General features: G+C 63.3%; 21 protein-coding genes and 1 pseudogene. 8 read left to right on the plus strand and 14 right to left on the minus strand.

All coding sequences use genetic code 11. From position 1 onward, the window contains the following. Positions 1–10 precede the first annotated feature (10 nt). Entirely contained in the window at positions 11–451 is a 441-nt protein-coding gene (locus HMPREF1022_RS12445; RefSeq protein WP_008683009.1) for a C-GCAxxG-C-C family protein, read from the plus strand. Beyond that, positions 448–1,743 carry a hypothetical protein gene (locus HMPREF1022_RS18940; RefSeq protein WP_009303382.1) on the plus strand — a complete coding sequence of 432 codons (1,296 nt, stop codon included), beginning with the start codon at positions 448–450 and terminating at the stop codon, positions 1,741–1,743. The genes HMPREF1022_RS12445 and HMPREF1022_RS18940 overlap by 4 nt, the downstream gene beginning before the upstream one ends. A gap of 126 nt (positions 1,744–1,869) precedes the next feature. Here HMPREF1022_RS18940 and HMPREF1022_RS12455 read toward each other — a convergent pair whose 3' ends face one another. Continuing rightward, positions 1,870–2,418 (minus strand): NADPH-dependent FMN reductase, encoded by a 549-nt coding sequence (locus HMPREF1022_RS12455; RefSeq protein WP_009303383.1) that lies wholly within the window; start codon positions 2,416–2,418, stop codon positions 1,870–1,872. A gap of 186 nt (positions 2,419–2,604) precedes the next feature. Next, a complete protein-coding gene (locus tag HMPREF1022_RS12460; protein ID WP_009303384.1) occupies positions 2,605–3,012 on the minus strand; it encodes a thioesterase family protein in 408 nt (135 codons plus the stop codon). 611 nt (positions 3,013–3,623) lie between these two features. On the opposite strand from HMPREF1022_RS12460, the gene HMPREF1022_RS12465 reads away from it, so the two are divergent. Further along, complete coding sequence (locus HMPREF1022_RS12465) at positions 3,624–4,622, plus strand: AraC family transcriptional regulator (protein ID WP_008683014.1); 999 nt, start codon at positions 3,624–3,626, stop codon at positions 4,620–4,622. A gap of 48 nt (positions 4,623–4,670) precedes the next feature. Here HMPREF1022_RS12465 and HMPREF1022_RS12470 read toward each other — a convergent pair whose 3' ends face one another. The 5 genes from HMPREF1022_RS12470 to HMPREF1022_RS17550 all read right to left on the minus strand — a co-directional run bounded on the left by HMPREF1022_RS12470 (position 4,671) and on the right by HMPREF1022_RS17550 (position 7,369). Continuing rightward, positions 4,671–5,231, minus strand: coding sequence for a DUF4823 domain-containing protein (locus HMPREF1022_RS12470; protein ID WP_009303385.1), 561 nt, complete (start codon positions 5,229–5,231; stop codon positions 4,671–4,673). Between the two features lie 106 nt (positions 5,232–5,337). Continuing rightward, positions 5,338–5,925, minus strand: a complete 588-nt coding sequence (locus HMPREF1022_RS12475) for a peptide synthetase (RefSeq protein ID WP_008683016.1) — start codon at positions 5,923–5,925, stop codon at positions 5,338–5,340. 363 nt (positions 5,926–6,288) lie between these two features. Next, positions 6,289–6,858, minus strand: coding sequence for a helix-turn-helix domain-containing protein (locus HMPREF1022_RS18945; protein WP_232221606.1), 570 nt, complete (start codon positions 6,856–6,858; stop codon positions 6,289–6,291). Then, a complete protein-coding gene (locus HMPREF1022_RS12485) occupies positions 6,848–7,045 on the minus strand; it encodes a helix-turn-helix domain-containing protein (RefSeq protein WP_008683018.1) in 198 nt (65 codons plus the stop codon). Before HMPREF1022_RS12485 ends, HMPREF1022_RS18945 begins: the two co-directional genes overlap by 11 nt. 87 nt (positions 7,046–7,132) lie before the next feature. Next, complete coding sequence (locus HMPREF1022_RS17550; protein WP_009303387.1) at positions 7,133–7,369, minus strand: helix-turn-helix domain-containing protein; 237 nt, start codon at positions 7,367–7,369, stop codon at positions 7,133–7,135. 112 nt (positions 7,370–7,481) lie between these two features. On the opposite strand from HMPREF1022_RS17550, the gene HMPREF1022_RS12490 reads away from it, so the two are divergent. After that, a complete protein-coding gene (locus HMPREF1022_RS12490) occupies positions 7,482–8,174 on the plus strand; it encodes a LexA family transcriptional regulator (RefSeq protein ID WP_009303388.1) in 693 nt (230 codons plus the stop codon). A gap of 195 nt (positions 8,175–8,369) precedes the next feature. Here the strand turns inward: HMPREF1022_RS12490 and sppA are convergent, their stop codons facing one another. The 3 genes from sppA to HMPREF1022_RS12505 all read right to left on the minus strand — a co-directional run bounded on the left by sppA (position 8,370) and on the right by HMPREF1022_RS12505 (position 11,836). Then, the gene (sppA, locus tag HMPREF1022_RS12495; RefSeq protein WP_009303389.1) at positions 8,370–9,446 is read right to left on the minus strand and encodes a signal peptide peptidase SppA; all 1,077 of its coding nucleotides are present in this window, start codon (positions 9,444–9,446) and stop codon (positions 8,370–8,372) included. Positions 9,447–9,520: 74 nt separating this feature from the next. Then, positions 9,521–11,197 carry an AMP-binding protein gene (locus HMPREF1022_RS12500; RefSeq protein ID WP_008683021.1) on the minus strand — a complete coding sequence of 559 codons (1,677 nt, stop codon included), beginning with the start codon at positions 11,195–11,197 and terminating at the stop codon, positions 9,521–9,523. Positions 11,198–11,266: 69 nt separating this feature from the next. Continuing rightward, the gene (locus HMPREF1022_RS12505) at positions 11,267–11,836 is read right to left on the minus strand and encodes a helix-turn-helix domain-containing protein (RefSeq protein WP_008683022.1); all 570 of its coding nucleotides are present in this window, start codon (positions 11,834–11,836) and stop codon (positions 11,267–11,269) included. 156 nt (positions 11,837–11,992) lie between these two features. Here HMPREF1022_RS12505 and HMPREF1022_RS12510 point away from each other — a divergent pair, with 156 nt between their 5' ends. From HMPREF1022_RS12510 to HMPREF1022_RS12525, 4 genes are all read left to right on the plus strand, one after another. Beyond that, a complete protein-coding gene (locus HMPREF1022_RS12510; RefSeq protein WP_009303390.1) occupies positions 11,993–14,455 on the plus strand; it encodes a carbamoyltransferase HypF in 2,463 nt (820 codons plus the stop codon). A 759-nt stretch (positions 14,456–15,214) separates the two neighbouring features. Next, positions 15,215–16,042 (plus strand): substrate-binding domain-containing protein, encoded by an 828-nt coding sequence (locus HMPREF1022_RS12515; protein WP_009303391.1) that lies wholly within the window; start codon positions 15,215–15,217, stop codon positions 16,040–16,042. Between the two features lie 149 nt (positions 16,043–16,191). After that, positions 16,192–16,914, plus strand: a complete 723-nt coding sequence (locus HMPREF1022_RS12520) for an ABC transporter permease (RefSeq protein WP_008683030.1) — start codon at positions 16,192–16,194, stop codon at positions 16,912–16,914. After that, on the plus strand, positions 16,911–17,540 hold the full coding sequence (locus HMPREF1022_RS12525) for an ABC transporter ATP-binding protein (protein ID WP_009303392.1): 630 nt from the start codon (positions 16,911–16,913) through the stop codon (positions 17,538–17,540). The genes HMPREF1022_RS12520 and HMPREF1022_RS12525 overlap by 4 nt, the downstream gene beginning before the upstream one ends. A gap of 42 nt (positions 17,541–17,582) precedes the next feature. Here HMPREF1022_RS12525 and HMPREF1022_RS12530 read toward each other — a convergent pair whose 3' ends face one another. From HMPREF1022_RS12530 to HMPREF1022_RS12545, 4 genes and pseudogenes are all read right to left on the minus strand, one after another. After that, positions 17,583–18,944 carry an MATE family efflux transporter gene (locus HMPREF1022_RS12530; RefSeq protein ID WP_009303393.1) on the minus strand — a complete coding sequence of 454 codons (1,362 nt, stop codon included), beginning with the start codon at positions 18,942–18,944 and terminating at the stop codon, positions 17,583–17,585. A 94-nt stretch (positions 18,945–19,038) separates the two neighbouring features. After that, positions 19,039–19,698 carry a YkgJ family cysteine cluster protein gene (locus HMPREF1022_RS16670; protein ID WP_009303394.1) on the minus strand — a complete coding sequence of 220 codons (660 nt, stop codon included), beginning with the start codon at positions 19,696–19,698 and terminating at the stop codon, positions 19,039–19,041. A gap of 16 nt (positions 19,699–19,714) precedes the next feature. Continuing rightward, positions 19,715–20,158, minus strand: coding sequence for a winged helix-turn-helix domain-containing protein (locus tag HMPREF1022_RS16675; RefSeq protein ID WP_009303395.1), 444 nt, complete (start codon positions 20,156–20,158; stop codon positions 19,715–19,717). Between the two features lie 55 nt (positions 20,159–20,213). Next, positions 20,214–20,583 (minus strand): annotated as a pseudogene (locus tag HMPREF1022_RS12545) (RsmB/NOP family class I SAM-dependent RNA methyltransferase); the annotation flags it as partial.

Genomic DNA, 20,583 nt, shown 5'->3' on the forward strand with positions numbered 1-20,583 from the left:
AGGAGAGGGCATGGCCAAGAGCAAAACCGTGGCGGAGTCGCAGGCCGATTTCGGACAGCGCATTGTTTGCGCGCAGCAGGTTTTCGCGCATTTTGCCGACCGCCTGGGCATCGCGCCGGACGTGGCGATGCGCACGGCCTCCTGCTTCGGCTCCGGTCTGGGCCGGGCGGATGTCTGCGGCTGCGTGACGGGCGCGCTCATGGTTCTGGGCCTGGCCCACGGCCACGGCGGCGCGTGCTCGCGCGCCGAGCAGCGGAGTCTGTACGCCCGGCGGGACGCCTTCACCGCCGCCTTTGCCGAGGCCCATAACGGCCTGCTTTGCCGGGAGATTCTGGGCTATGACCTGACCGTTCCCGAGCAGCGCGCCCTGATTGTGGAAAAAGGCCTTTTCGCCTCGGTCTGCGCGCCTCTGGTCTGTGCCGCCTGCGATATGCTTGAGGGTTTGCTGTGAGCGTGGCGCGGGCCCAGGCGGACATGGCCCTGCGGCGCTGCCTGCGGGGCGAGGCTCTGGAGCGGGAGGCCCTGCTGGAACTGCTGGCCGTGCCTCCGGCCTCGGATGAGGCCCTGTATCTGCGCCATGCCGCGCACAAGGCCGCCCTGGCTCTGGATGGGGGCCGCGCGTACCTCTGGGGCGCGCTGGGCCTGGACTATACGCCCTGCCCCATGAATTGCGCCTTCTGCTCCCTGGGGGAAGCCTGGAAACTTATCGACGCGCCGCGCAGTTATACGGAGACGGAGATCATCGCCCACGCGCGGGCCTATGTGGCGGCGGGCGCGCGTTTCGTGGTGCTGCGCACCACTCAGTTCTACGACCTGGACGCGCTCTGCGGCATGCTGGTCGCCATCCGCAAGGCCGTGCCCGGCGGCTATGAAATCATTCTGAACACCGGCGAGTTTGACGCGGACGCTGCCTTGGCCGTGCGCCGGGCCGGTGGTTCGGGCGTTTATCACACCATCCGTGTGCGTGAGGGGCGGGATACGGCCTTTGACCCGGACGCGCGCGAAGCCACCATGCTGGCGGCGGTTCGCGCGGGCCTGCGGTTGGTGGCCCTGGTGGAGCCGGTGGGCCCGGAACACACGGATCAGGAACTGGCGGACTGTTTTTTGCGGATCATGGCCACGGGCGCGAGCATTTCCGGCGTCATGGCCCGAGTGCCCGTGCCGGGCACGCCTTTGGGCGATCAGCCGCCCCTGAGCCTGGCGCGTCTGGCTCAGCTGGCCGCGATTTTCCGCCTGGCCGGGGGAGGGCGTCTGGCCGGAGTCTGCGCGCATCCGGCCGCTCTGGAAAATATGACCGCCGGAGCCAATATCGTGGTGGTGGAAAAAGGAGCCATTCCGCGCGACAGCGCGCCGTCCGAGCAGGACTGGCAGACCTTTTCCGCCGCCGGGGCCGTGCGGCTGCTGCGGCGCGCCGGATATGCGGTCCGTGACGGCGACGGGCGGGAGATTGAGGATAACCTTTGCATGCGGAACGGAGAAACATCCATGACGGCAACCGAAGCGGAAAACCATGTCCAGATCGTCAGGCCGGAGCACTGCGGCGCGCGCGTCATTGTGCTTGTGCAGCCCGAGGAACGCCGCCTTTCCCTGCCCAGGCCCAAAACAGCCCGCCAGTTGCTGGAAGCTCTGGGCCTGGCCGAGGAAACTGCCCTGGTGGCCCGTCAGGGCGAACTGCTCACCCCGGATCGCCGTATCTGGCCGGACGACGAGTTGCTGGTACGCAAGGTGGCTTCGTCGGGTTAAGGCACTCTCCTCCAAAAAATAAAAGCAGGCAGGCAGTGGGCATATCCCACGGCCTGCCTGTTATCATCCGCTGCCGCTGGTTTCCGGCCGGGCTTCCGGTGCGGGCCTCCATGCGGATGGCTGAGCCTAGGCAGTTTTCAAAAAGCGCGTCCAGTCGGCCAGCGCCTGCATCAGCGCGGCTACCTGCTTGATCAGCCCTTCGTCGACAAGATCGCCGTCGGCGTTAAAAGCCGGAGAAAAGGCGTTGGAAAAGAATTCCGGCTTGTTCAGCAGAAGCAGGTTCAGGTATACGCAGGTCTGGCGCATCTGGTACTGGCTGCGTGCCGTGCCCATGCCGCCGCCCGCGCCCAGCAGGCAGGCGGGCTTGCCGTTGAGCGGGGCCAGATCGGGCTCGCGCGAGAGCCAGTCCAGCGCGTTTTTCAGGGCCGGGGCCATGGAATAGTTGTATTCCGGGCAGGCCAGCACCAGGGCGTCGGCGGCGGTCACCTGGGCGACCAGATCCTTGACGGCCTGGGGTTTTTCCAGATCTTCATTATAAAAGGGCAGGGCGGAAATATCCGCGATTTCCATGCGCACGCCTTCCGGCAGGTGCGAGGCGCAGCAGCGCAGCAGGCCTTTGTTGCGTGAGGCGCGGCGCAGACTGCCCGTCATGCCCACAAATGTAAGCGTATCCATCGTGTACTCCTAGGGATATATGATCTGCGGTTCGCTTGTGCCCGGCCCTGAGCCTGGGTCTGCGATCCGCGTTGTGCATACAGTGTACACGATTTTTACGGGAAAGCCCACTGCCGGTTCCTGCCGCAATCCCGCAATGCCGTAAGCAAACGCACGAAGAAGAGCGGCGTCCCCTGGCAGCGGGATTCAGGCCTGGCGGGCCTTATCCCTGGTTCTGCTCTCGAATTTTTCCTTGTTGACCACCACCCGTTCGTGCACGCCTTCGCCGATGAGCCCGGCTTCGTCATAAGCCGCCACATTGAAAGTCAGTCCCTTGCCGTTGGGCGAGACGGCGGTCAGTTCCGTGACGAAGCGGACCTTCATGCCGCAGGGCGTGGCCGCCAGATGCGCGACATTGACGCGCGTGCCCACCGTGGTCTGGCCGTCCTCCAGCGCATCCTGCACCGAGGCCACGGCCGTGCCTTCCATGCCCGCGATCATCATGGCCGTGGAGTAGACCGTCACCAGGCCGCTGCCCACCTCGCTGGCCAGAAGCTCCTTGCCGACCACTGTTTCCGACTGGCCTTTCAGCCCCACTTGCAATGCTGTCTTCATCTATCTACCTCATATCAGATTAAAAACGGTTCAGATATGTCTTGTCCGGGGGGCGGCCTTCATGTCAAGAGTAAAGGCGTGGATTCACAGGGCAGACGCATCTAAAAAGTCTTTATTCCCCGGTAGATCGGGGAACGAACAAAAAGAGGCGAAGCCACCTTTGCTCCGCCGGAGCGAAGCGCAGGCGGATGGCTTGTGCCGGGAGAATCCTAAAAAATAAGATTTTTGCGCGCTGGCAAGAAAAATGGCGCTTTTTGCGCGGAATGTACTCAAGTACATGAGCAGCAAAAAGCGCCAAGTGACGCAGCCAGCGCACAAAAGGCTGGTTTTGACGGATCATCACGGCAGATAAGGGGCCTGCAAGGGCTGGAATTAGATGCGTCTGCCCTGCGTGGATTCAAGCCCGGCGCGCGGAAACGCCCGCGCGGGCAAGCCGCTTGAAACCAATGCCTGATGTGAAAAACCAGGCACGCAAGACTCTACAGGTTTTGCGGCGGCGCAGCCGCCGAGAGTCAGCGAAAATCACGTTTTTTCGCTGACGATCCTGTGAAAATTGAGAGCATGGCTATGCTCGAAATTTTTGCAATCAGACACCAGAAACAGGAGTCAGTATGGCGCGCCGCGCGTCCACGCATTTTTCCTACGAGCAACGCATCAACAAAATTCTGAACGCCGTTTCAGCTGATCCGGCGCGCGTTTTTTCCCTGGAAGAGCTGGCCGGAATTGCCTGCCTCTCGCCCTTCCATTTGCATCGGGTATTCAGCGCCATGACCGGCGAAACCCTGGCGGCCTGTATCCGTCGGCTGCGCCTGGAAACAGCCGCCAATCTGCTGCGTTTTTCCTCAAGCCTGAACATCACGGCCGTTGCCCTGGCTTGCGGCTTTTCCTCCTCCCAGAATTTCGCCCGCGTGTTCCGCGAATGGATGGGCATGAGCCCCGGCGCGTTCCGCGCGGCCTGTGGGCAGGGGACGCCGCCCGTGCCGCCGGGCCAAAAGCGCAAGCCGGGAAACGCGCGCCCCTATGATCTGACGTATACCACGGACCAGGCGGGCGCTGCGGCCCGCGTGCAGCTTGAACCCAACCTGGTCGTACTGGCCAAAGGAGCGGACATGAAAGTGGATGTGAAACAATTGCCGGAATACAGCGTGGCCTATGTGCGGCAGATCGGCCCGTACGGCCCGGCCCTGGCTCAGGCCTGGGAAAGGATCATGGCTTGGGCCGGAAAAAACGGCCTGCTGGGACCGGACACGGCGGCACTGGGCGTCAGTTGGGACAATCCCTCTTTGACCCCGCCCGAGCGCTGCCGCTATGACGCCTGCGTGGTGCTGCCCCAAGGCTTCGCGGCGGACGAGCAGGCCCTGGCGCAGGAGGGCATTTGCCTGCAAAGCCTGCCCGCCGGGCTGTATGCGTGCTACCGGCGACCCATCCGCATGGATGAGTATACGGCGGCCTGGAATGAACTGATCGGCGTCTGGTTGCCGCGGAGCGGCTATGAAGTCACAGGGCCGGGCTTTGAATACTATCATCCGCCTCTGGTCTGCAGCGAAGATCCCGACTTGGCTTGTGACGTGAGCATTTGCCTTATGGTGCGGCAACAGGAGCAAAAGTAAACAACATAAGCGGCGGGACGGAGATGCTCCATCTCCCGCCGCTTATGTCTAATTTGGGGTCAGGGCTTCAGCCGTCCATTTTCTGAAAGCCTGCTTGAGGCAGTCCTTAGGCGAGTAGAAGCCGACGGAATTAACGACCGTGGCGTATCCCGAGCAGGAAACCTCCTCGTTGCGCAACAGTTCTCCCGAGCTCGCGTCATAGACTGAAAGCGAAATTTCGCCTTTATCCGGCCGCAGTTGGAAGCTCGCTGGCGGATCGTCCCAGTCAAGAATGCTCAGGTCTATGAGATAGGCGCATTGCGCATTCCGGGACGCCGCCAAGGCCTGTTGCATGTCTTGAGGCGCGGGTGCGTATACCGCCTGAACCGAAGCCCCCTCCAGTTCCTTACGCAGAGCCCGTTGTGTGTCTTCTCCGGAGCCTTTTTCCGTGTCCTGGCCCTTGGTGAAATCGGCGGGCATAGCCACAAACAGCTTCTTCCCCCTGTCCACGGCCGGTCCGGATTTCAGGGACGTGACGTCTGTTTTGGTGCCTCCGGTCCGGAGGTCCATCTGACAGGCGCAGAGAAGCGCACATAACACAAACAGGGGAAAAATTTTCAAGGGCGGCATGCGGGTTCCTCCTGATGTATGCGGGTCCAGGCCGGGCCGGGCCGCGAAACACGGCAGGGTGCTCCCGCGCGGATTGTCCCGGCGGGAGTTGCCCACGATTGCGGCCTCACTTGTAGGTGACCCCCAGGCTGAACGTGCCGGGATTTGTATGCGCTTTCAATGCGGTATCCGTATTGAAGGCTTGTTGCAGCCATGTATTGACCTGCGGGCGAAGGCATTCGCGCGTGGATTGTTCAAGACTTGCAAGCATGCTCCAGCAGGAGGCGCTGACTGTGCTTTTGTCCCGCAGCGCGCCGGTATCAACTTCCATGACGCTTATTTCAACTTCCGCCGCATGGCCGGGGCTGAACAGGCTGGATGTTTTCCATTGGAGAACGCGCAACAGAACCAGATAGCCGCAGCCGCAGTCGCGGGCCTTTGCCAGGCCGTCCGCCGCATCGGCCACCGGAGCTCCGTACCGGGTTTCGCGCGCGACAGGCCGGAGATACTTGGCGAACTGGGCCGCGATGTATTCCGCCGAATCTCCCGCATCCGGCGGGAGCGGCGTCAGGGTGGTTACGAAAACCGCCTGATCGCGTTCAAGCACGGCGTGGGGAGCGGACGCATCGCGCTTGACTTCGGCGGGGCCGATGCTGTGACTGAGGCAACCGCCCAGACCGCACAGCAACAGAAACAGCAGCAGGCATGGCTTCATGGAATGTCCTGTACGGTTTTATGGACCGTCCCGCATCCCGGGGAATTTTGTAAAAAAAGTGTGCCCTGCGCGGGCGCGGGAGTCAACAGGACATGGAAAAGGCCGATACAGCGGCGTTCGCTTGGGAATAGCCACCGCGCGGGCAGGAGAGTCCGTGGGAAGGAGAGGGCCGGATTTTTCGCGGTCGGGTTCAATCGCCCGGCTCCCTTGCGTTCTTCCGGGGCAGGCTGCTTTCCGCATATGTATGTTGAAAAATTATACGGAACGAAACGGTACGCAAGATGTATCGGGGCAGGAAGGAAAGATGCGGGCCAGTCAGGCCGATGGGGAAGCTCGTCGGCCTGTTTTTATTTCACGAGGCCCCTAATCTTCGTTTTGCGGAGAAGAGCGCTGAGAGATGTCTTGCTCTGTCTGCTTTTTATGGGAAACAACGCGCTCGTCAAACAGGTCTTTAATCGTCACTCCAAGCGCATGGGCAATAGTTTCCAGTGTTTCCAAGCTCATTTCCCGGATTCTGCGGCTCCTGGCGCGGGTAATGGTCTGGCTCGAAAGTCCTGTCACCGATTCCAGTTCGGCATATGTAATATGCATATTTTTCATAATATTTTTGACATTACTTTCGATCATCGGGGGTACGTCCTGCTCTGAAATACCGGATAACTTTGCCAGCTGGTATTGGGAACTCTGGGAGCTGTTTCTAACTTGTCCTTTCGCCCTCTGCCGACGCCGGGCTCGCCCCGTGCGAAGGTCGAATATGTTTGAATATACTCCCGCCGCCCAAGGTTCGCCTTTCTTGGCAGAGAACGAAAATCCTAATTTAGAAACAGCCCCTAGTCGGAGACGTATTTGAAGCAATGCCTTTCCAAAAAAATTATCGACTTTTGGTTCCATATCTCCATGTGGGCTTTTTGTGGTCTGAAGTTCACTCTTCATCAAACAAATCTTTAATTTTTACATGTAGAGCCCTGGCCAAGGCATCAAGGGTCGATAGCTTGCATTCGTAGATTAATGCTCCTCGAGCCCTGTTGATTGTCTCTCCCGCAATACCTGAAAGCTCTTCAAGTCGCCGGTATGTGATTTTCTTTTCCTTCATAAGGCTTGCAAGATTGCTTTTTACCATTAGTGCGCTCCATTTCTGAAAGTGCACTAATATATCGGGATAACAGAAACGTAGTCAGCACTAATATATTAGATTGTTTTGGTGATTTTATTCGCAGGAATTCCATTCAATTTTTGTAGGCTCACTCCGCACTTCGTCAAACAAAGCTTTAAGCTCCACTTGCAGCGCCATAGCTAACGCATCAAGAGTTGAAAGCCGACATTCATAAATTAGCTTGCCTCGTGCTCTGGTTATCGTTTGCCCGGCTACTCCAGATAACTCTGCTAAATTACGACAGGTCATTCTCTTTTTTTCCATTATTTTTGCAAGGTTACTGACAATCATTGGTGCACCTCCATAGGATATTGCACCAATATATCGAAATAATAATTCACTTGTCCGCACTAATGTATTAACTCGTAAGTCCTGATTTGCCCTTGAAGGCTTGGAGGAGTTTATGAAAGAGGCACCCCTGAATTTTGAAATATTCAAACGTATCCAAGCGGTAACCCATACCCGCACACAAACCGCGTTGGCTGAAATTCTTGAGATCAAGCAATCGAGCATTTCCGACGCCAAGAGAAGAAATTTCGTCCCGGCGGCCTGGTATATGAAGCTCTTCGAAAAGCTGGGCGTGAACCCCGACTGGCTGAAAAGCGGCATCGGCCCGGTGTATCTGCGCACCGAGGCCGGGTACATCCCCGGCGACGGTGACGGAACGCCCCTGGCCCCCGGCTTGTTGGGCTCGCCTTTGTCGCAGCCTGCGCTTGTCACCATGTACGCCATGCGCGGCGACGACACGGGAAACGGGGCAGCCGTGGCCACGCTCCGGCCGACAGGCAGCATCCTCTTGCCCAGGGCATACGCGAGAGAGGGCATAGTCGTTCTGGCAGTGGACAACGACGCGGCCGCGCCCACAGTGCGCCGGGGAGCGTATGTCGGCATTGACACGCGCGCCGACTGCCCCGCGAGCGGCGAACTGTTCGCCATCACGCTTCCCCACGGGGAGATCGTCCTGCGCCGCCTGCTCTGGGAGGAGGATTATTTCCGCTTATGTGCCGAGAACCCCGCGTATCCGGATCGCAGGATACGCTTAGCCCGGACGGAATGGATTCTCGGGCGATTGGCCTGGGTCATGCAGGAAATGTGAGCAGGATGCGGGGGGAGAAATGCGGAAGTGAATACTTTTGATGCGCGGATGCATTTCATGCATCAACTGCTCTGCAAGGATTTGCAGACAAACCCTTGCCACAGGAAGGCGCGAGCGCGCCGTCCTTTTCCGACCTTGAGAGAGCCGGGGGGATGATCCCCCCGGCGGGATTTGGGGCGGCAGCCCCAGGCCTTCTCAGAACTGATACAGAAAGACCGGCGTCCGCCAGTCGCTGCCCGCGGCGTTAAGCCCGCCCATGGTTGCAAGGGCCGAAAGGTCCAGGCCGAACCAGGATTTGAGGCTGTCCGCGAGCCAGGAACTTTCCTTGGGTTTGGTCAGCAGCTTGCGCTCGGCGGGCACGCCGGTCTGTTCGGCCAGCCAGCGCAGGGCCGCGTCCTGGCCGCCCAGTTCATCCACCAGGCCGAGCTTCAGGGCCTCCTGGCCGGTAAAGATCTTGCCGCTGGCCAGCCCTCCGGCCCGCTCGTGCGGCATGTCCCGCCCCTTGGCCACAATGTCCACGAACTGCTCGTGCATGTCCTTGAGCACGCCTTCAAAATAGGCCCGATCCTCGGGTGAAAGCGGGTGCAGATAGGAACCGGCGTTTTTGTAAGGCGCGGTGACCAGGGTTTCCTGCCCCACGCCGATCTTGCCCAGCAGCCCCTGGAGTTGCGGGATGTCCATGCGCACGCCGATGGAGCCGGTGACTGTGGAGGGATTGGCGAAAATCCGGCCTCCGGCCATGCTGACCATCAGGCCGCCCGACGCGGCCATGGAGCCCATGCTCACCGCCAACGGGCGTTTTCGGGCCAGGCGGGCCAGCGCGTCGTAGACTTCCTGCGAGGCGGCGGCCCCGCCGCCGGGGGAATCCACGCGCAGCAACACGCCCTTGACCTGGGGGTTGCGTTCGATTTTGCGGATCCAGGCCAGGGTGGGGGCCACGTCCATAATCGGGCCGCGCACCGTGACCAGGGCCAGGCGGTCGCCGCCGCTGAGCAGGCCCTGGCCGTTTTCGTCCCGGCTGAAAACAGCCAGGCCGATCAGAACCAGGGCCAGGAGCGAGAGCCAGAAGATGAAGGGATGCCGCTTGCGGAAGGGGCGGCGCAACAGGGCGTTCCAGACCGGAGCCGGAATCCGGGCCAGCGGACAGGCCGCGGCGCAGGTTGCTCCGCGAGGATCGGCGTTCACGGACGGAGCGCTGTTCGGGGCGGCGGGGAGTGTCCGGGCCGGAGAGACCGTATCATCAGGGGTCAGCGTAAAGTTTTCAGTGTTCATGGGCCGTTGATTAGCACGACGCGGGCCCGGAGAAAAGGCCGTCCCAAGGCAGCGCGCCGTCCGGGACGGGCTGTTTATTGCATGGGCTCGGGCCAGCGCTCGGCCGCCATTTCGCGCAGCCTGTATTTCTGGATCTTGCCGCTGGCCGTGAGCGGGAAAGCGTCCACCAGGGCCACGTATTTGGGAATCTTGAACCAGGCGATCTTGCCCCGGCAGAAGTCGCGTATGTCTTCGGGCAGCAAGTCCGCGCCGGGCCGGGGAATGACGAAGGCCCCCACTTCCTCGCCGTATTTGCGGCTGGGCACGGCCACCACCTGCACGTCCAGTACGCCGTCCATCTGGAGCAGAAATTCCTCCACTTCGCGCGGGTAGACGTTTTCGCCGCCCCGGATGATCATGTCCTTGATCCGGCCCGTGACGCGCACGTAGCCGTGCTCGTCCATGACGCCCAGGTCGCCGGAGTGCAGCCAGCCTTCCGGGCTGATGGCCCTGGCCGTGTCCTCGGGCATCTTGTAGTAGCCCTTCATGATGTTGTAGCCCCGGCAGAGGATTTCGCCCACTTCGCCGCGCGGCAGTTCCTCGCAGGTCTCCGGGTCGCCCACGCGCACCTCAATGCCCGGCATGGCGCAGCCCACGGTTTCGCAGCGCACGGCCAGGGGATCGTGAATGTCGGACTGGGTCATGACCGGCGAGGCCTCGGTGAGGCCGTAGCAGATGGTGATTTCCTTCATGTACATGTCTTCCACCACCCGGCGCATGAGCGGTTCCGGGCAGACCGAACCGGCCATGATGCCGGTGCGCAGGCTGGAGACGTCAAAGCGCTTGAAGAGCTTGTGCTCCAGCTCGGCCAGGAACATGGTGGGCACGCCGTAGAGCGCGGTGCAGCGCTCGCTGTCCACGGCGGCCAGCACTTTCAGGGGATTGTAGGTTTCGAGAATGACCATGGTGGTGCCGTGGTTGACGCAGGCCGATACGCCCAGCACGCAGCCGTAGCAGTGGAAAAGCGGCACCGGCAGGCAGAGCCTGTCCTGCTCCGTAAAGCCCTGGTGGCGGCCGATCCAGTAGCCGTTGAGGCCCACGCCCACGTGGGTCAGCATGACCCCGCGCGGAAAACCCGTGGTGCCCGAGGTATACTGCATGTTGATTTCGTCCCAGGGGTCCAGAGTGGCCTGGCGGGCCTCATATTCCTCGTCGTCCACCATCACGGACATGGCCAGGATTTCCGGCACGGAATACATGCCCCGGTGCTTTTCCGCGCCCAGAAAACAGACCCGCTTCAGGTGCGGCAGCTCGGCGCAGCGCAAGTTGCCGCGCCCCTGGGTGCGCAGTTCGGGCACGATCTTGTAGAGTGTGGCGATATAGTCATGGTCGCGCAGGTTGTCGATGAGGAAGATGTTTTCGCATTCGGACTGGCCCAGCAGATAGCGCAACTCGTGTTCGCGGTAATTGGTGTTCACCGTGAGCAGAATGGCCCCGATCTTGGCCGTGGCGAATTGCAGGGCCACCCAGTAGGGCACGTTGGTGGCCCAGACCGCCACTTTTTCGCCCTTTTGCACGCCCAGCGCCATGAGCCCCTTGGCGAACTGGTCCACCACGTCGGCGAATTCCCGCCAGGTCAGGCGGTAGTCGCGGTCGGCGTAGACAATGGCCTCCCGGTCGGGAAAGCGGGCCACGGTATGGTCGAGAATCTGCCCCAGGGTCCATTCGCGCAGTTCAAACTGCGCCTGCCGCTCGCGTACTTTTTCGTCCATGCCTTTTCTCCGCGCCCTCCGCTCGGGTCGTCGCGTCGCAATTGCAGAGTGAATCCGGTCCAGGGTTCTCTAAGGATTATACGCCACAGCCATGATCCTGACCGGCGCATCCCCGGCCGCGCCCACGAAATGCGGCACAATGGAATTGTAATAGATGGTGTCCCCGGCCTTGAGCACGTGGCTCTCCCGCCCGTAGATCACCAGCAGTTCGCCCTCAAGCACCAGGATGAATTCCTCGCCCTGGTGGGATGAGGTTTTGCGCTCCACCGAGGGGTCGGGAAAAATTTCAATGTAAAAGGGCTCCATGTTGCGGTCGCTCTTGCCCTTGCCCAGAGCCTGGTAGACATAGGTGGGCCGGGCCATGCGCCCGGTGTGCAGGGCCGGGTCGCCGCCCTCGCCGCCGATGCGTCCGATGATCGGGTCGCGGGTGTACTGGTCATCCAGAAAGGTGCCCAGGCGCACGCCCAGAGCGCGGGCCAGCTTCTGCATGGGGCCGATGCTGGGGTAAATTTCGCCGTTTTCCAGCTGGTTCAGGAATTCCACACTCAGGTTGGTGTCCTGGGACAGGGTTTCCAGATCAATTTCACGTTCCTCGCGGAAGGAACGGATCCGGCTGCCGATATTGTGTTTTGTGGGCATGGGCGCTCCTCCTTGCCGCCGCAACGGCGGGGAACTGTTTAATGATCCGGTTATAACTGAAGAGAATACAGAAAAGCCGTTGGCACCGCAAGGGCGTTCAATCTTGAGCAATTGAACAGTCTGGCGGCATTTTTTCTTTTGGGCTACAGTGCGATAATGGACATGAAACAGACAGTGCGCCGGGCCTTTGTGGCTTCCGGCCAGGTTCAGGGCGTGGGCTTCCGCCCCTTTGTCTACCGGCTGGCGCGGGAGGGCGGACTTACCGGCACGGTGGGCAACACCTCCGACGGCGTGCGCATGGAAGTGCAGGGCCCTCCGGCGGAGGTGGAGCGCTTCGGCCGCCGCCTGTGTGCGGAGTTGCCGCCCCTGGCCCGGCTGGTGGGCTTGAGCGAGGAAGAACTGGCGTTTCTGCCCGGCGAAACGGCTTTTGTCATTGTGCCCAGCCACGGCCACGCCGGGCACAGTGTGCTGGTCAGCCCGGATATGGGCATCTGCCCGGACTGCCTCGCGGACATGCGCGACCCGGCCAACCGCCGTTACGGCTATCCCTTCACCAACTGCACCAATTGCGGCCCGCGCTACACCATCACCCGCGCCATCCCCTATGACCGGGCCACCACCACCATGAGCTGCTTCCCGCTCTGCCCGGATTGCGCGGCGGAATACGGCAATCCCGCCGACCGGCGTTTCCACGCCCAGCCCATTGCCTGCCCGGTCTGTGGCCCGCGTCTCTGGTTTGTGGACAGACACACGCGGCAGGGCGGGGACACCGGTCCCACGGCGGACAACCGGCGTGAAGCCCTGGCCCGCGCCGGGCAGGTTCTGCTGGACGGCGGCGTCCTGGCGCTCAAGGGCCTGGGCGGTTTCCAGCTGGCCTGCGACGCCCGCGACGCCGCGGCCGTGCAGGAGCTGCGGCGGCGCAAGAACCGTCCTCACAAGCCCCTGGCCCTGATGGTCGGGGACCTGGCCACGGCGCGCGCGCTTTGCGAACTCACGCCCGAGCACGAAGCCCTGCTGCAAAGTCCGGAAAAACCCATTGTGCTCTGCCCGCGTCGGGCCGTCCCGGCCGGAGAGACAGACCCCCTGCCGCCGGAGGTGGCTCCGGACACGCGCAACGTGGGCCTGATGCTGCCCTATACTCCCCTGCACGCGGCGCTTTTTGATCGGCTCGCGCCGCGCGCGCCTTTGCCCCCGGCGCTGGTGATGACCTCGGCCAATCCCCACGGCGAGCCCCTCTGCCTGGGCAACCGCGAAGCCCTGGCCCGCCTGGATCATCTGGCCGACGCCTGGCTGCTGCACGACAGGGACATCCTGGTGCGCGTGGACGACAGCGTGCTCAGCGTGGCCCCACGCCCCCTTCGGACCGGGGATTTTAAGGATGAGGCAGCTTCCAGCCCTGCGACAGTCCCGCACGCGGTTGATCCGTTTTTCTATCGGCGGGCGCGCGGCTATGTGCCGCGTCCGGTCTTTCTGCCGCCGTTTGGAGAGGGCGGGGAAGAGGGCGATCCCACGGTGCTGGGGGCCGGGGCCGAACTTAAGGGCACCATCTGCCTCACGCGCGGGCATGAGGCCTTTGTGGGCCAGCATATCGGCGATCTGGAAAATCCGGCCACCCTGGGTTTTTACGAGGAAGTGGCGGCCCACCTGGAAAGCCTGCTGGAAGTGCGGCCCAAGGCCATTGTCTGCGATCTGCACCCGGATTTTTTGTCCACCCGCTATGCCGAGGCCCGCGCCGCGCGGGAAGGCTTGCCGCTCTGGCGGATCCAGCACCATGCCGCCCATGCCGCCTCGGTGCTGGCCGAAAATAACTGTTATGAGCCCGCCCTGGCCCTGTGCCTGGACGGCACGGGCCTGGGCGACGACGGCACCATCTGGGGCGGGGAACTGATCCATATGGATCTGGGCCGTGCGGACTGGAACCGCCTGGGGCGCTTGGCCCCCTTTGCCCTGCCCGGCGGCGAGGCCGCCATCCGTGAGCCCTGGCGCATCGCCCTGGCCCTTCGGATTCAGGCCGGAGAGGATGCCGGTCCCGCGCCCTGGGACGCCGAATACGCCATGGCCGCAACGGCTGTGCGGGAAATGCTGGCGCGCGGCCTGAACTGCCCGCGAACCTCCAGTTGCGGCCGCCTGTTCGACGCCGTGGCCGCCCAGTTGGGCCTTTGCCTGGCGACCACTTACGAAGGCCAGGCGGCCATCCGCCTGGAAGCGGCGGCGGACGAAGCCGCGTTGCGCGAGGGCGCGGCCTGGCCTCTGCCTCTGGTGGAGAGCAACGGCCTGTTGGAGCTGGACAGCACGGCCCTCTTCCGCCGAGTGCTGCAAGCCCAAGCGGCCGGCGAGCCCGTGGGACGCGTCGCGGCCCGTTTTCATCTGAGCCTGGCGCACGCGCTGGCGGGCATGGCCGCCACGGCGGCCCGAAAGACCGGCACGCGCCGAGTGGGCCTTTCCGGCGGGGCCATGCAGAACGCCCTGCTGGCCCGGCTCTTGCCGCAAGCCCTGGCGGAGCATGGCCTTGACCCGCTCACCCACCATGAATTGCCGCCGGGCGACGGCGGCCTGTCCCTGGGGCAGGCGGTCTGGGGACGTCAGCTTTTGCGCGGGCAGCGGCTTGGGTTGGCGTGATGCTGATCCGCAACCTCTTTAGCTCAATCGGGCCCTGTCGTCGCGCTGGGAAGACGCATCTAAAAAGTCTTTATTCCCCGGTAGATCGGGGAACGAACAAAAAAGTGGCGAAGCCACCTTTGCTCCGCCGGAGCGAAGCGCAGGCGGATGGCTGGTGCCGGGAGAATCCTAAAAAATGCGCTGGCCGTTGCCGCGTCAGCGGCTTGCTTGAGCCGTTCACGGCGAAGCCGTGTTGCCTTAGCTGTAGCCGCAGGGCGGCGTACAGATAAGGACAGCACCGCTACGGATAGCGACAGCGATTTCCTTGGATATAATTTTGCGTAACCAATAGCTGTCTTCATCCGTAGCTAGCGTTGCTGTCTTTCTCCGTACGGCTCACAAGTTCGCCTACGGCTAAAGCTCCTTCGTCGCAACGGCTGAAGCAAGATTTTTGCGTGCCGGCAAGGAAAATGGCACTTTTGGCGCGGAAACCGACCGAAAGGCGGCCCAAAGGGCCGTGCCCGTTGGCGAGCCGGGAGAGCCTTACGGGCATCGAGAGCAGAGCGTACTCAAGTACATGAGCAGCCAAAAGCGCCAGATGACGCAGCCGGCACACAAAAGGCTGGTTTTGACGAATCATCACGGCAAATAAAAGGCCTGCAAAGCCTGGAATTAGATGCGTCTGCCCTGTGCCGTCGTGCCGGAGCCATTGACGCGCTGTCCGTGGGCGGCTATGCACTCGTCTATCTTTCTTCCAATATCTTACAAGGAGTCGCATCCATGAAACGCCTTTCCGTTCTGGCTCTGGCCGCCGCCTTCTGCCTGGCCCTGAGCCTGCCCGTGGCCCATGCCGCCGACAAAAAGCTGATGATGGCCACCACCACCAGCACCCAGGATTCCGGCTTGCTGGAGTATCTGCAACCCACGTTCAAGGCCGAGACCGGCATTGATCTCAAATGGGTGGCCGTGGGCACGGGCAAGGCCCTGGAAATCGCCAAGAACTGCGACGCCGACGTGCTGCTGGTGCACGCGCCCGCCGCCGAGATGGAATTCGTCAAAGCCGGGCACGGCGTGGATCGCCGCCAGATCATGTATAACGATTTCGTGCTGGTGGGCCCGGTCAAGGATCCGGCCCAGGTCAAGGGCAAGGCCACGGCCGAGGCCCTCAAGGCTATTGCCGGGCGCAAAAGCCCCTTTGTGAGCCGCGGCGACCAGTCCGGCACGCACAAGGCCGAACTCAAGCTCTGGAAGGCCTCCAGCCTGTCGCCGGACAAGGAAGCCTGGTATGTTTCCGCCGGGCAGGGCATGATGGCCACCCTGAACATGGCCGCCGAGAAAAAGGGCTATGCCCTTACCGACCGGGGCACCTGGATCAAGTTCGCCAACAAGCAGGGCGACAAGAACCTCCTGGCCATCCTGGTGGAGGGCGACAAGGCTTTGTTCAACCAGTACAGCGTGATCACGGTCAATCCGGCCCAGTGCCCCAAGGTCAAGAAAGACCTGGCCCTGGTTTTCGAGGATTGGTGGGTGAAGCCTGAAACCCAGAAGCGCATTGCCGATTACAAGCTGGAAGGCAAGCAGTTGTTCTTCCCCAATGCCGGGAAGTAGATGAGGAAAGCGGAAGCGGAACGGATGTTTCGCTTCCGCGCTGTTCCTTTGCCGTAAGCCGGGAGGGGGCTTGTCGTCCGGGTGATGTTTGGCGTGCCCTGCGGGCGGCAGGCCCCAATAACTCCGCCTCGCGGGGTACACCTACAGTTATGGATTACCTATCCCAAGGCGTCGCGCAGGCCCTCGCCCTGCTCCTGCACATGGACGCGGCCACGCTGTCCGCCGTCACGGCCACCCTGGTCTCCACGGCCTACGCCATGACGGCGGCCATGCTGCTGGGCCTGCCCTGCGGGTTTGCCCTGGGCTATTACGATTTTCCGGGCAAGCGCTGCCTGCGGCTCATTTCCGACACCCTGCTGGCCTTCCCCACCGTGCTCATCGGCCTGCTGGTCTATGCCTTCATCACCTACCGGGGCCCGTTGGGCGAATACGGCCTGCTCTTCACCCTGCCGGGCATGGCTATCGGCCAGGCCGTGCTGGCCCTGCCCATCGTGATTTCCTGGACGGCCCAGGCGGTGGAAGGGCTGGACCCGCGCTGCCGCCAGACCTTGCTGACTCTGGGGGCATCGGGCGCGCAGGTGGCCTGGGGCTCATTGAAGGAGGCCCGTTACGAAATCGGCATGGTCTGCGTTACGGCCTTCGGCCGGGTGATCACCGAAGTGGGCATCGCCATGATGCTGGGCGGCAATATCCGCTATGAAACCCGCACCATGACCACGGCCATTGCCCTGGAAACCAGCAAGGGCGAATTCGCCCAGGGCATTGCCCTGGGGCTGGTGCTGCTGCTCATGGCTTTTGTGGTCAATCTGGCTCTGGCGGTTTTGCGCCGGCGCGGACGGGGCGACCACGGCAGGCGGGGAGGCGGGGCATGAGCGTGTTGTACCGATGCCGGGACCTGACGCAGCGCTACGGGGGGCGCACAGTGCTGCGCCTGCCGGAGCTGAGCGTCGCGCGCGGCGAGGTGCTGGCGCTCACGGGCCCCAACGGCGCGGGCAAGAGCACGTTGCTGCGCCTGCTGGCTTTTCTGGAAAGTCCCGCCTCCGGCGAACTGTGTTTTCACGGCACGCCGGGCCGTCCGCCCCGGCAGGACGTCACTCTGTTGTTGCAGGAACCCTATCTGTTCAAGGCCTCGGTGTTTGAAAATGTGGTCTACGGCCTGCGTGTGCGCGGCCGCCGCCATGATCTGCGGCAGGCCGCCGAGGGAGCCATGCTGGCCGTGGGCTTCACGCCGGAGCAGGACATGCTGCGCCGTTCCTGGAAGGCGCTTTCCGGCGGCGAAAAGCAGCGCGTGGCCCTGGCCGCCCGGCTGGTCCTGCGCCCGCTGGCCCTGCTGCTGGACGAACCCACCTCCAGCGTGGACGCGGCCAGCGCCAAGGCCATCGAGACGGCGGTACGCGCCGCGGCCCTGGCCGGAACCACCGTGGTGGCGGCCAGCCATGACATGGTCTGGCTCTCCAGCCTGGACGCGCGCCGTCTGGACCTGGGTCGTCCGGCCTGACTATCCCGGCTTGGGTTCTTGTCCTGCCCTTTCCCGTTTTTCCTATAAATACTGATAGGTGCCGCGCCAGCGCCAGACGAAAAAGGCCGCCACCAGCGCGGAGATGGCCTCGGCCAGGGGCGCGGCCAGCCACACGCCGGTCAGGCCGAGGAATTCCGGCAGCACCAGCAGAAAAAGCGCGATAAGCGCGAAGGTGCGCAAAAAGGCGATAATGGCGGAAACCTTGCCGTTGGACAGGGCCGTGAACAGGGACGAGGCAAAGATGCCGTAGCCGCAGAACAGAAAGTTGAAGACGAAAATATGGAAGCCCTGGTCCGCCAGGGCGAAAACCCGGCTGTCCGGCGGCGCGAAAATGCCGATGAGCCGGGACGCGCCCAGCAGGGCCGCGCTGAAGACCAGAATGGAACCCACGCAGATGAACAGCAGGCAGGAGCGGAAGATGCGGCGCTGGCGGGCATGGTTGCCGCTGCCGTAATTGTAGCTGATGACCGGTGCCACGCCCATGGAAAAACCCAGAAAGAGCGTGACCAGAAAATATTCCGAATAGGCCGTGATGGTCAGCGCGGCAACGCCCGCTTCCCCGGCCAGGCGCAGCATGGTGATGTTGAACAGATAGGTGGTCACGCTGATCGAGAGTTGGGCGATCATCTCGGAGCTGCCGTTGAAGCAGACCTGGCCGAACTCCCGCAGGCGCATGCCGGGCCGGGTGAAGTGCAGCGGCCCTTTGCTGTACAGGAAAAAACACAACCCGCCCAGAGGCGGGATCAGAAAGGCGATGCCCGTGGCCAGGGCCGCGCCCGCCACGCCCATGCCCAGCAGCACGATGAAGACATAGTCCAGAAGCGTGTTGGTCAGGCCCGAGGCAATAATCAGGGCCATGTTCAGCGCGGGCTTGCCGGCTGCGACGAAGAAAAAGGCGAACAGGGCCAGCACCAGGCCCGCCGGGGTGAAGAGCAGCAGGGTGCCGAAATATTCCCGGCAGTAGGGCGCGAGAATGTCGCTGGCGCCCAGGGCGCGGATGATCGGCTCCAGAAAGAGCAGGCCCAGGCCGGAAAAGAACAGGCCCAGCAGCACCCCGGCCAGGATCAGCAGGCTGAAGTTGCGCCGCGCTCCGGCAGTGTCGCCGCCGCCCATCTTGCGCGCGATAAGCGCGCTGCCGCCGGTGCCCAGCATGGTGCCCAGGCCCCAGAGCACGCCCATGGCCGGGTTGATGATGTTGATGGCCGAGAGCGCCTCGGTGTTCACGAAACGGGCCACAAAAACCACGTCCACAATGGTGTACAGGCCGTTGAAGACCATCATGACCATGGTGGGAAAGGCGAAACGCAGCAGGGAAAGGAGGCCGGAAACCCGCTCAAGGGCGTTGGCCGGTTCGCGCGCGGGCGCGGCGGTACTGGTGGACATATTCAAACCCGGAACAGCGCGGCGCGGGCCGGAAGCTGCTTCTGAATCATTCTTCGCGGGAAAAGGGCACAAAGACCATTACGCAGTGTTTCCTTTAAGCCACGCCGTCCTCTTGGGCAAGCTCTTTTCCCCAAGGCAGGGCCTGGATAACGGTGGTCACGGAGCGGAAGAAACGCCGGGCCGCCGCCGGGTCTGAAGACCGGGGCGGCAGCGGGCATCCGGGCTGGCGGGCGTACCAGGGCAGGGTGCGCAGCAGGGCGGCTGCCAGCAGGCCCGGGTCGGGCAACAGCAGATCGGCGGGGCGGCTGGATGCGGCGTCCTCGCCGGGGGCGCAGGACCTGTCCAGCACCAGATAGCGGCGGCAGGCCAGGGGGCGCACGACATAGGCCGCGCAACGGCCGTCAAGCAGCAGGGGGCAGTTGCGCCGCAACGGCGATAGAGCCAGGGCCGCGGCATGGTTTCGGGCCAGGGTCGCGCGTTCTTCGGGCCTGAGCCGCAGATGCGCGTAGCGTGTCAGCAGCAGGGCTTCCAGCGGCGTGAGCGGGATGGGCTGGCAACAGCAGGCCGCGCAACCCGCCCCGCAGGCGGGCGCGCGTCCGGCCTGGCGCGCCCGCGCCAGAGCCTCGGCCACGCTCAGGTCCACCAGGGCGCAGGCCTCCAGAGCCAGGTCCGCGCCGGGCAGGGATTTTTCCAGCAGGGAGTCCCGGTGGCGGAAGCGGGCGGCTTCGGGCCGCCAGCGCAGCATGCTTTCCATGCGCGTCCCGCCCGCGTCAATCCCGCAATGCGGACGCGCCGGAGGGAGCGTCGTCGCGGGCGTCAGCGTCCGCCTCGGCCGGGGCGGACGCTTCCAGGGCGATATTGTGCAATTGCGGCGCGTGCGCCAGGGCGAAACGGCGCACCTCGTCTTCCCAGAGGCGGAAGGCCGCGACCAGTTCCTCGCCCGCGGGCGTGAGGCTGTAGCCGCCACGCCGGTTGTCGCCGCTTTCCACCAGGGGGCGGCCCAGGGCTTCCTCCATTTTCTTCAACCTGCCCCAGGCCAGGCGGTAAGACATGCCCATGCTTTCGGCGGCTTTTTTCAGCGAGCCCAGTTCGGCCATGCGGCGCAAAAGCTCCACCCGGCCCTGGCCCAGCAGTTCCTGGCCCGCCGTGCCGCTGTTTTTGCCGTCGGCGCGGGTCAGCCAGATTTTCAGGTGCATGCGCGCGTTCACGGGCATGGCGGCCTCCTTGCCTGCTTCAGGGAAATGAGAACAACTTCAAACGGAATCCGCTCTACTTGAACACGGCCACGGCCCGGCCCTGTTTGAGCGCGATCCGCCCCAGGGGCAGATCGCGCCACCAGAGTCCGGCCTCACGGCCCGCCAGGCCGGTTTGGCGGCTCTGGCCCGAAAGCAGGGCCGCCAGGTCCGCAAGGTCGTCCAGCACCAGGGCCGTGTCCGGTCCGGGCGGCTCGGGCAGCAGGCAGCGCAGGCGCGGGGCCGGGCTCGGACGGCCGCCGGTCAGACGGCCCAGCAAGGCTCCCTGCCAGATGCATTCCGGCGGCAGCAGACCGGCCGCCTGTGCGGGAATAAAACGCACATGCTCGCCGTAAAGCGCGGCGTGGCCCGGCGGCAGCAGAGCCGGGTCGCAGCAGGGCCCGGCC

The organism is Desulfovibrio sp. 6_1_46AFAA, assembly GCF_000224635.1.
In the GTDB taxonomy this organism is placed as follows: domain Bacteria; phylum Desulfobacterota; class Desulfovibrionia; order Desulfovibrionales; family Desulfovibrionaceae; genus Desulfovibrio; species Desulfovibrio fairfieldensis.

What these genes read in the sequence shown, in the direction of transcription:
- HMPREF1022_RS12445 (WP_008683009.1), top strand. Translation starts at nt 11, where the DNA reads ATGGCCAAGAGCAAAACCGTGGCGGAGTCGCAGGCCGATTTCGGACAG.
- HMPREF1022_RS12455 (WP_009303383.1), bottom strand. Translation starts at nt 2,418, where the DNA reads ATGGATACGCTTACATTTGTGGGCATGACGGGCAGTCTGCGCCGCGCC.
- HMPREF1022_RS12460 (WP_009303384.1), bottom strand. Translation starts at nt 3,012, where the DNA reads ATGAAGACAGCATTGCAAGTGGGGCTGAAAGGCCAGTCGGAAACAGTG.
- HMPREF1022_RS12465 (WP_008683014.1), top strand. Translation starts at nt 3,624, where the DNA reads ATGGCGCGCCGCGCGTCCACGCATTTTTCCTACGAGCAACGCATCAAC.
- HMPREF1022_RS12470 (WP_009303385.1), bottom strand. Translation starts at nt 5,231, where the DNA reads ATGCCGCCCTTGAAAATTTTTCCCCTGTTTGTGTTATGTGCGCTTCTC.
- HMPREF1022_RS12475 (WP_008683016.1), bottom strand. Translation starts at nt 5,925, where the DNA reads ATGAAGCCATGCCTGCTGCTGTTTCTGTTGCTGTGCGGTCTGGGCGGT.
- HMPREF1022_RS18945 (WP_232221606.1), bottom strand. Translation starts at nt 6,858, where the DNA reads ATGAAGAGTGAACTTCAGACCACAAAAAGCCCACATGGAGATATGGAA.
- HMPREF1022_RS12485 (WP_008683018.1), bottom strand. Translation starts at nt 7,045, where the DNA reads ATGGTAAAAAGCAATCTTGCAAGCCTTATGAAGGAAAAGAAAATCACA.
- HMPREF1022_RS17550 (WP_009303387.1), bottom strand. Translation starts at nt 7,369, where the DNA reads ATGATTGTCAGTAACCTTGCAAAAATAATGGAAAAAAAGAGAATGACC.
- HMPREF1022_RS12490 (WP_009303388.1), top strand. Translation starts at nt 7,482, where the DNA reads ATGAAAGAGGCACCCCTGAATTTTGAAATATTCAAACGTATCCAAGCG.
- sppA (WP_009303389.1), bottom strand. Translation starts at nt 9,446, where the DNA reads ATGAACACTGAAAACTTTACGCTGACCCCTGATGATACGGTCTCTCCG.
- HMPREF1022_RS12500 (WP_008683021.1), bottom strand. Translation starts at nt 11,197, where the DNA reads ATGGACGAAAAAGTACGCGAGCGGCAGGCGCAGTTTGAACTGCGCGAA.
- HMPREF1022_RS12505 (WP_008683022.1), bottom strand. Translation starts at nt 11,836, where the DNA reads ATGCCCACAAAACACAATATCGGCAGCCGGATCCGTTCCTTCCGCGAG.
- HMPREF1022_RS12510 (WP_009303390.1), top strand. Translation starts at nt 11,993, where the DNA reads ATGGACATGAAACAGACAGTGCGCCGGGCCTTTGTGGCTTCCGGCCAG.
- HMPREF1022_RS12515 (WP_009303391.1), top strand. Translation starts at nt 15,215, where the DNA reads ATGAAACGCCTTTCCGTTCTGGCTCTGGCCGCCGCCTTCTGCCTGGCC.
- HMPREF1022_RS12520 (WP_008683030.1), top strand. Translation starts at nt 16,192, where the DNA reads ATGGATTACCTATCCCAAGGCGTCGCGCAGGCCCTCGCCCTGCTCCTG.
- HMPREF1022_RS12525 (WP_009303392.1), top strand. Translation starts at nt 16,911, where the DNA reads ATGAGCGTGTTGTACCGATGCCGGGACCTGACGCAGCGCTACGGGGGG.
- HMPREF1022_RS12530 (WP_009303393.1), bottom strand. Translation starts at nt 18,944, where the DNA reads ATGTCCACCAGTACCGCCGCGCCCGCGCGCGAACCGGCCAACGCCCTT.
- HMPREF1022_RS16670 (WP_009303394.1), bottom strand. Translation starts at nt 19,698, where the DNA reads ATGGAAAGCATGCTGCGCTGGCGGCCCGAAGCCGCCCGCTTCCGCCAC.
- HMPREF1022_RS16675 (WP_009303395.1), bottom strand. Translation starts at nt 20,158, where the DNA reads ATGCCCGTGAACGCGCGCATGCACCTGAAAATCTGGCTGACCCGCGCC.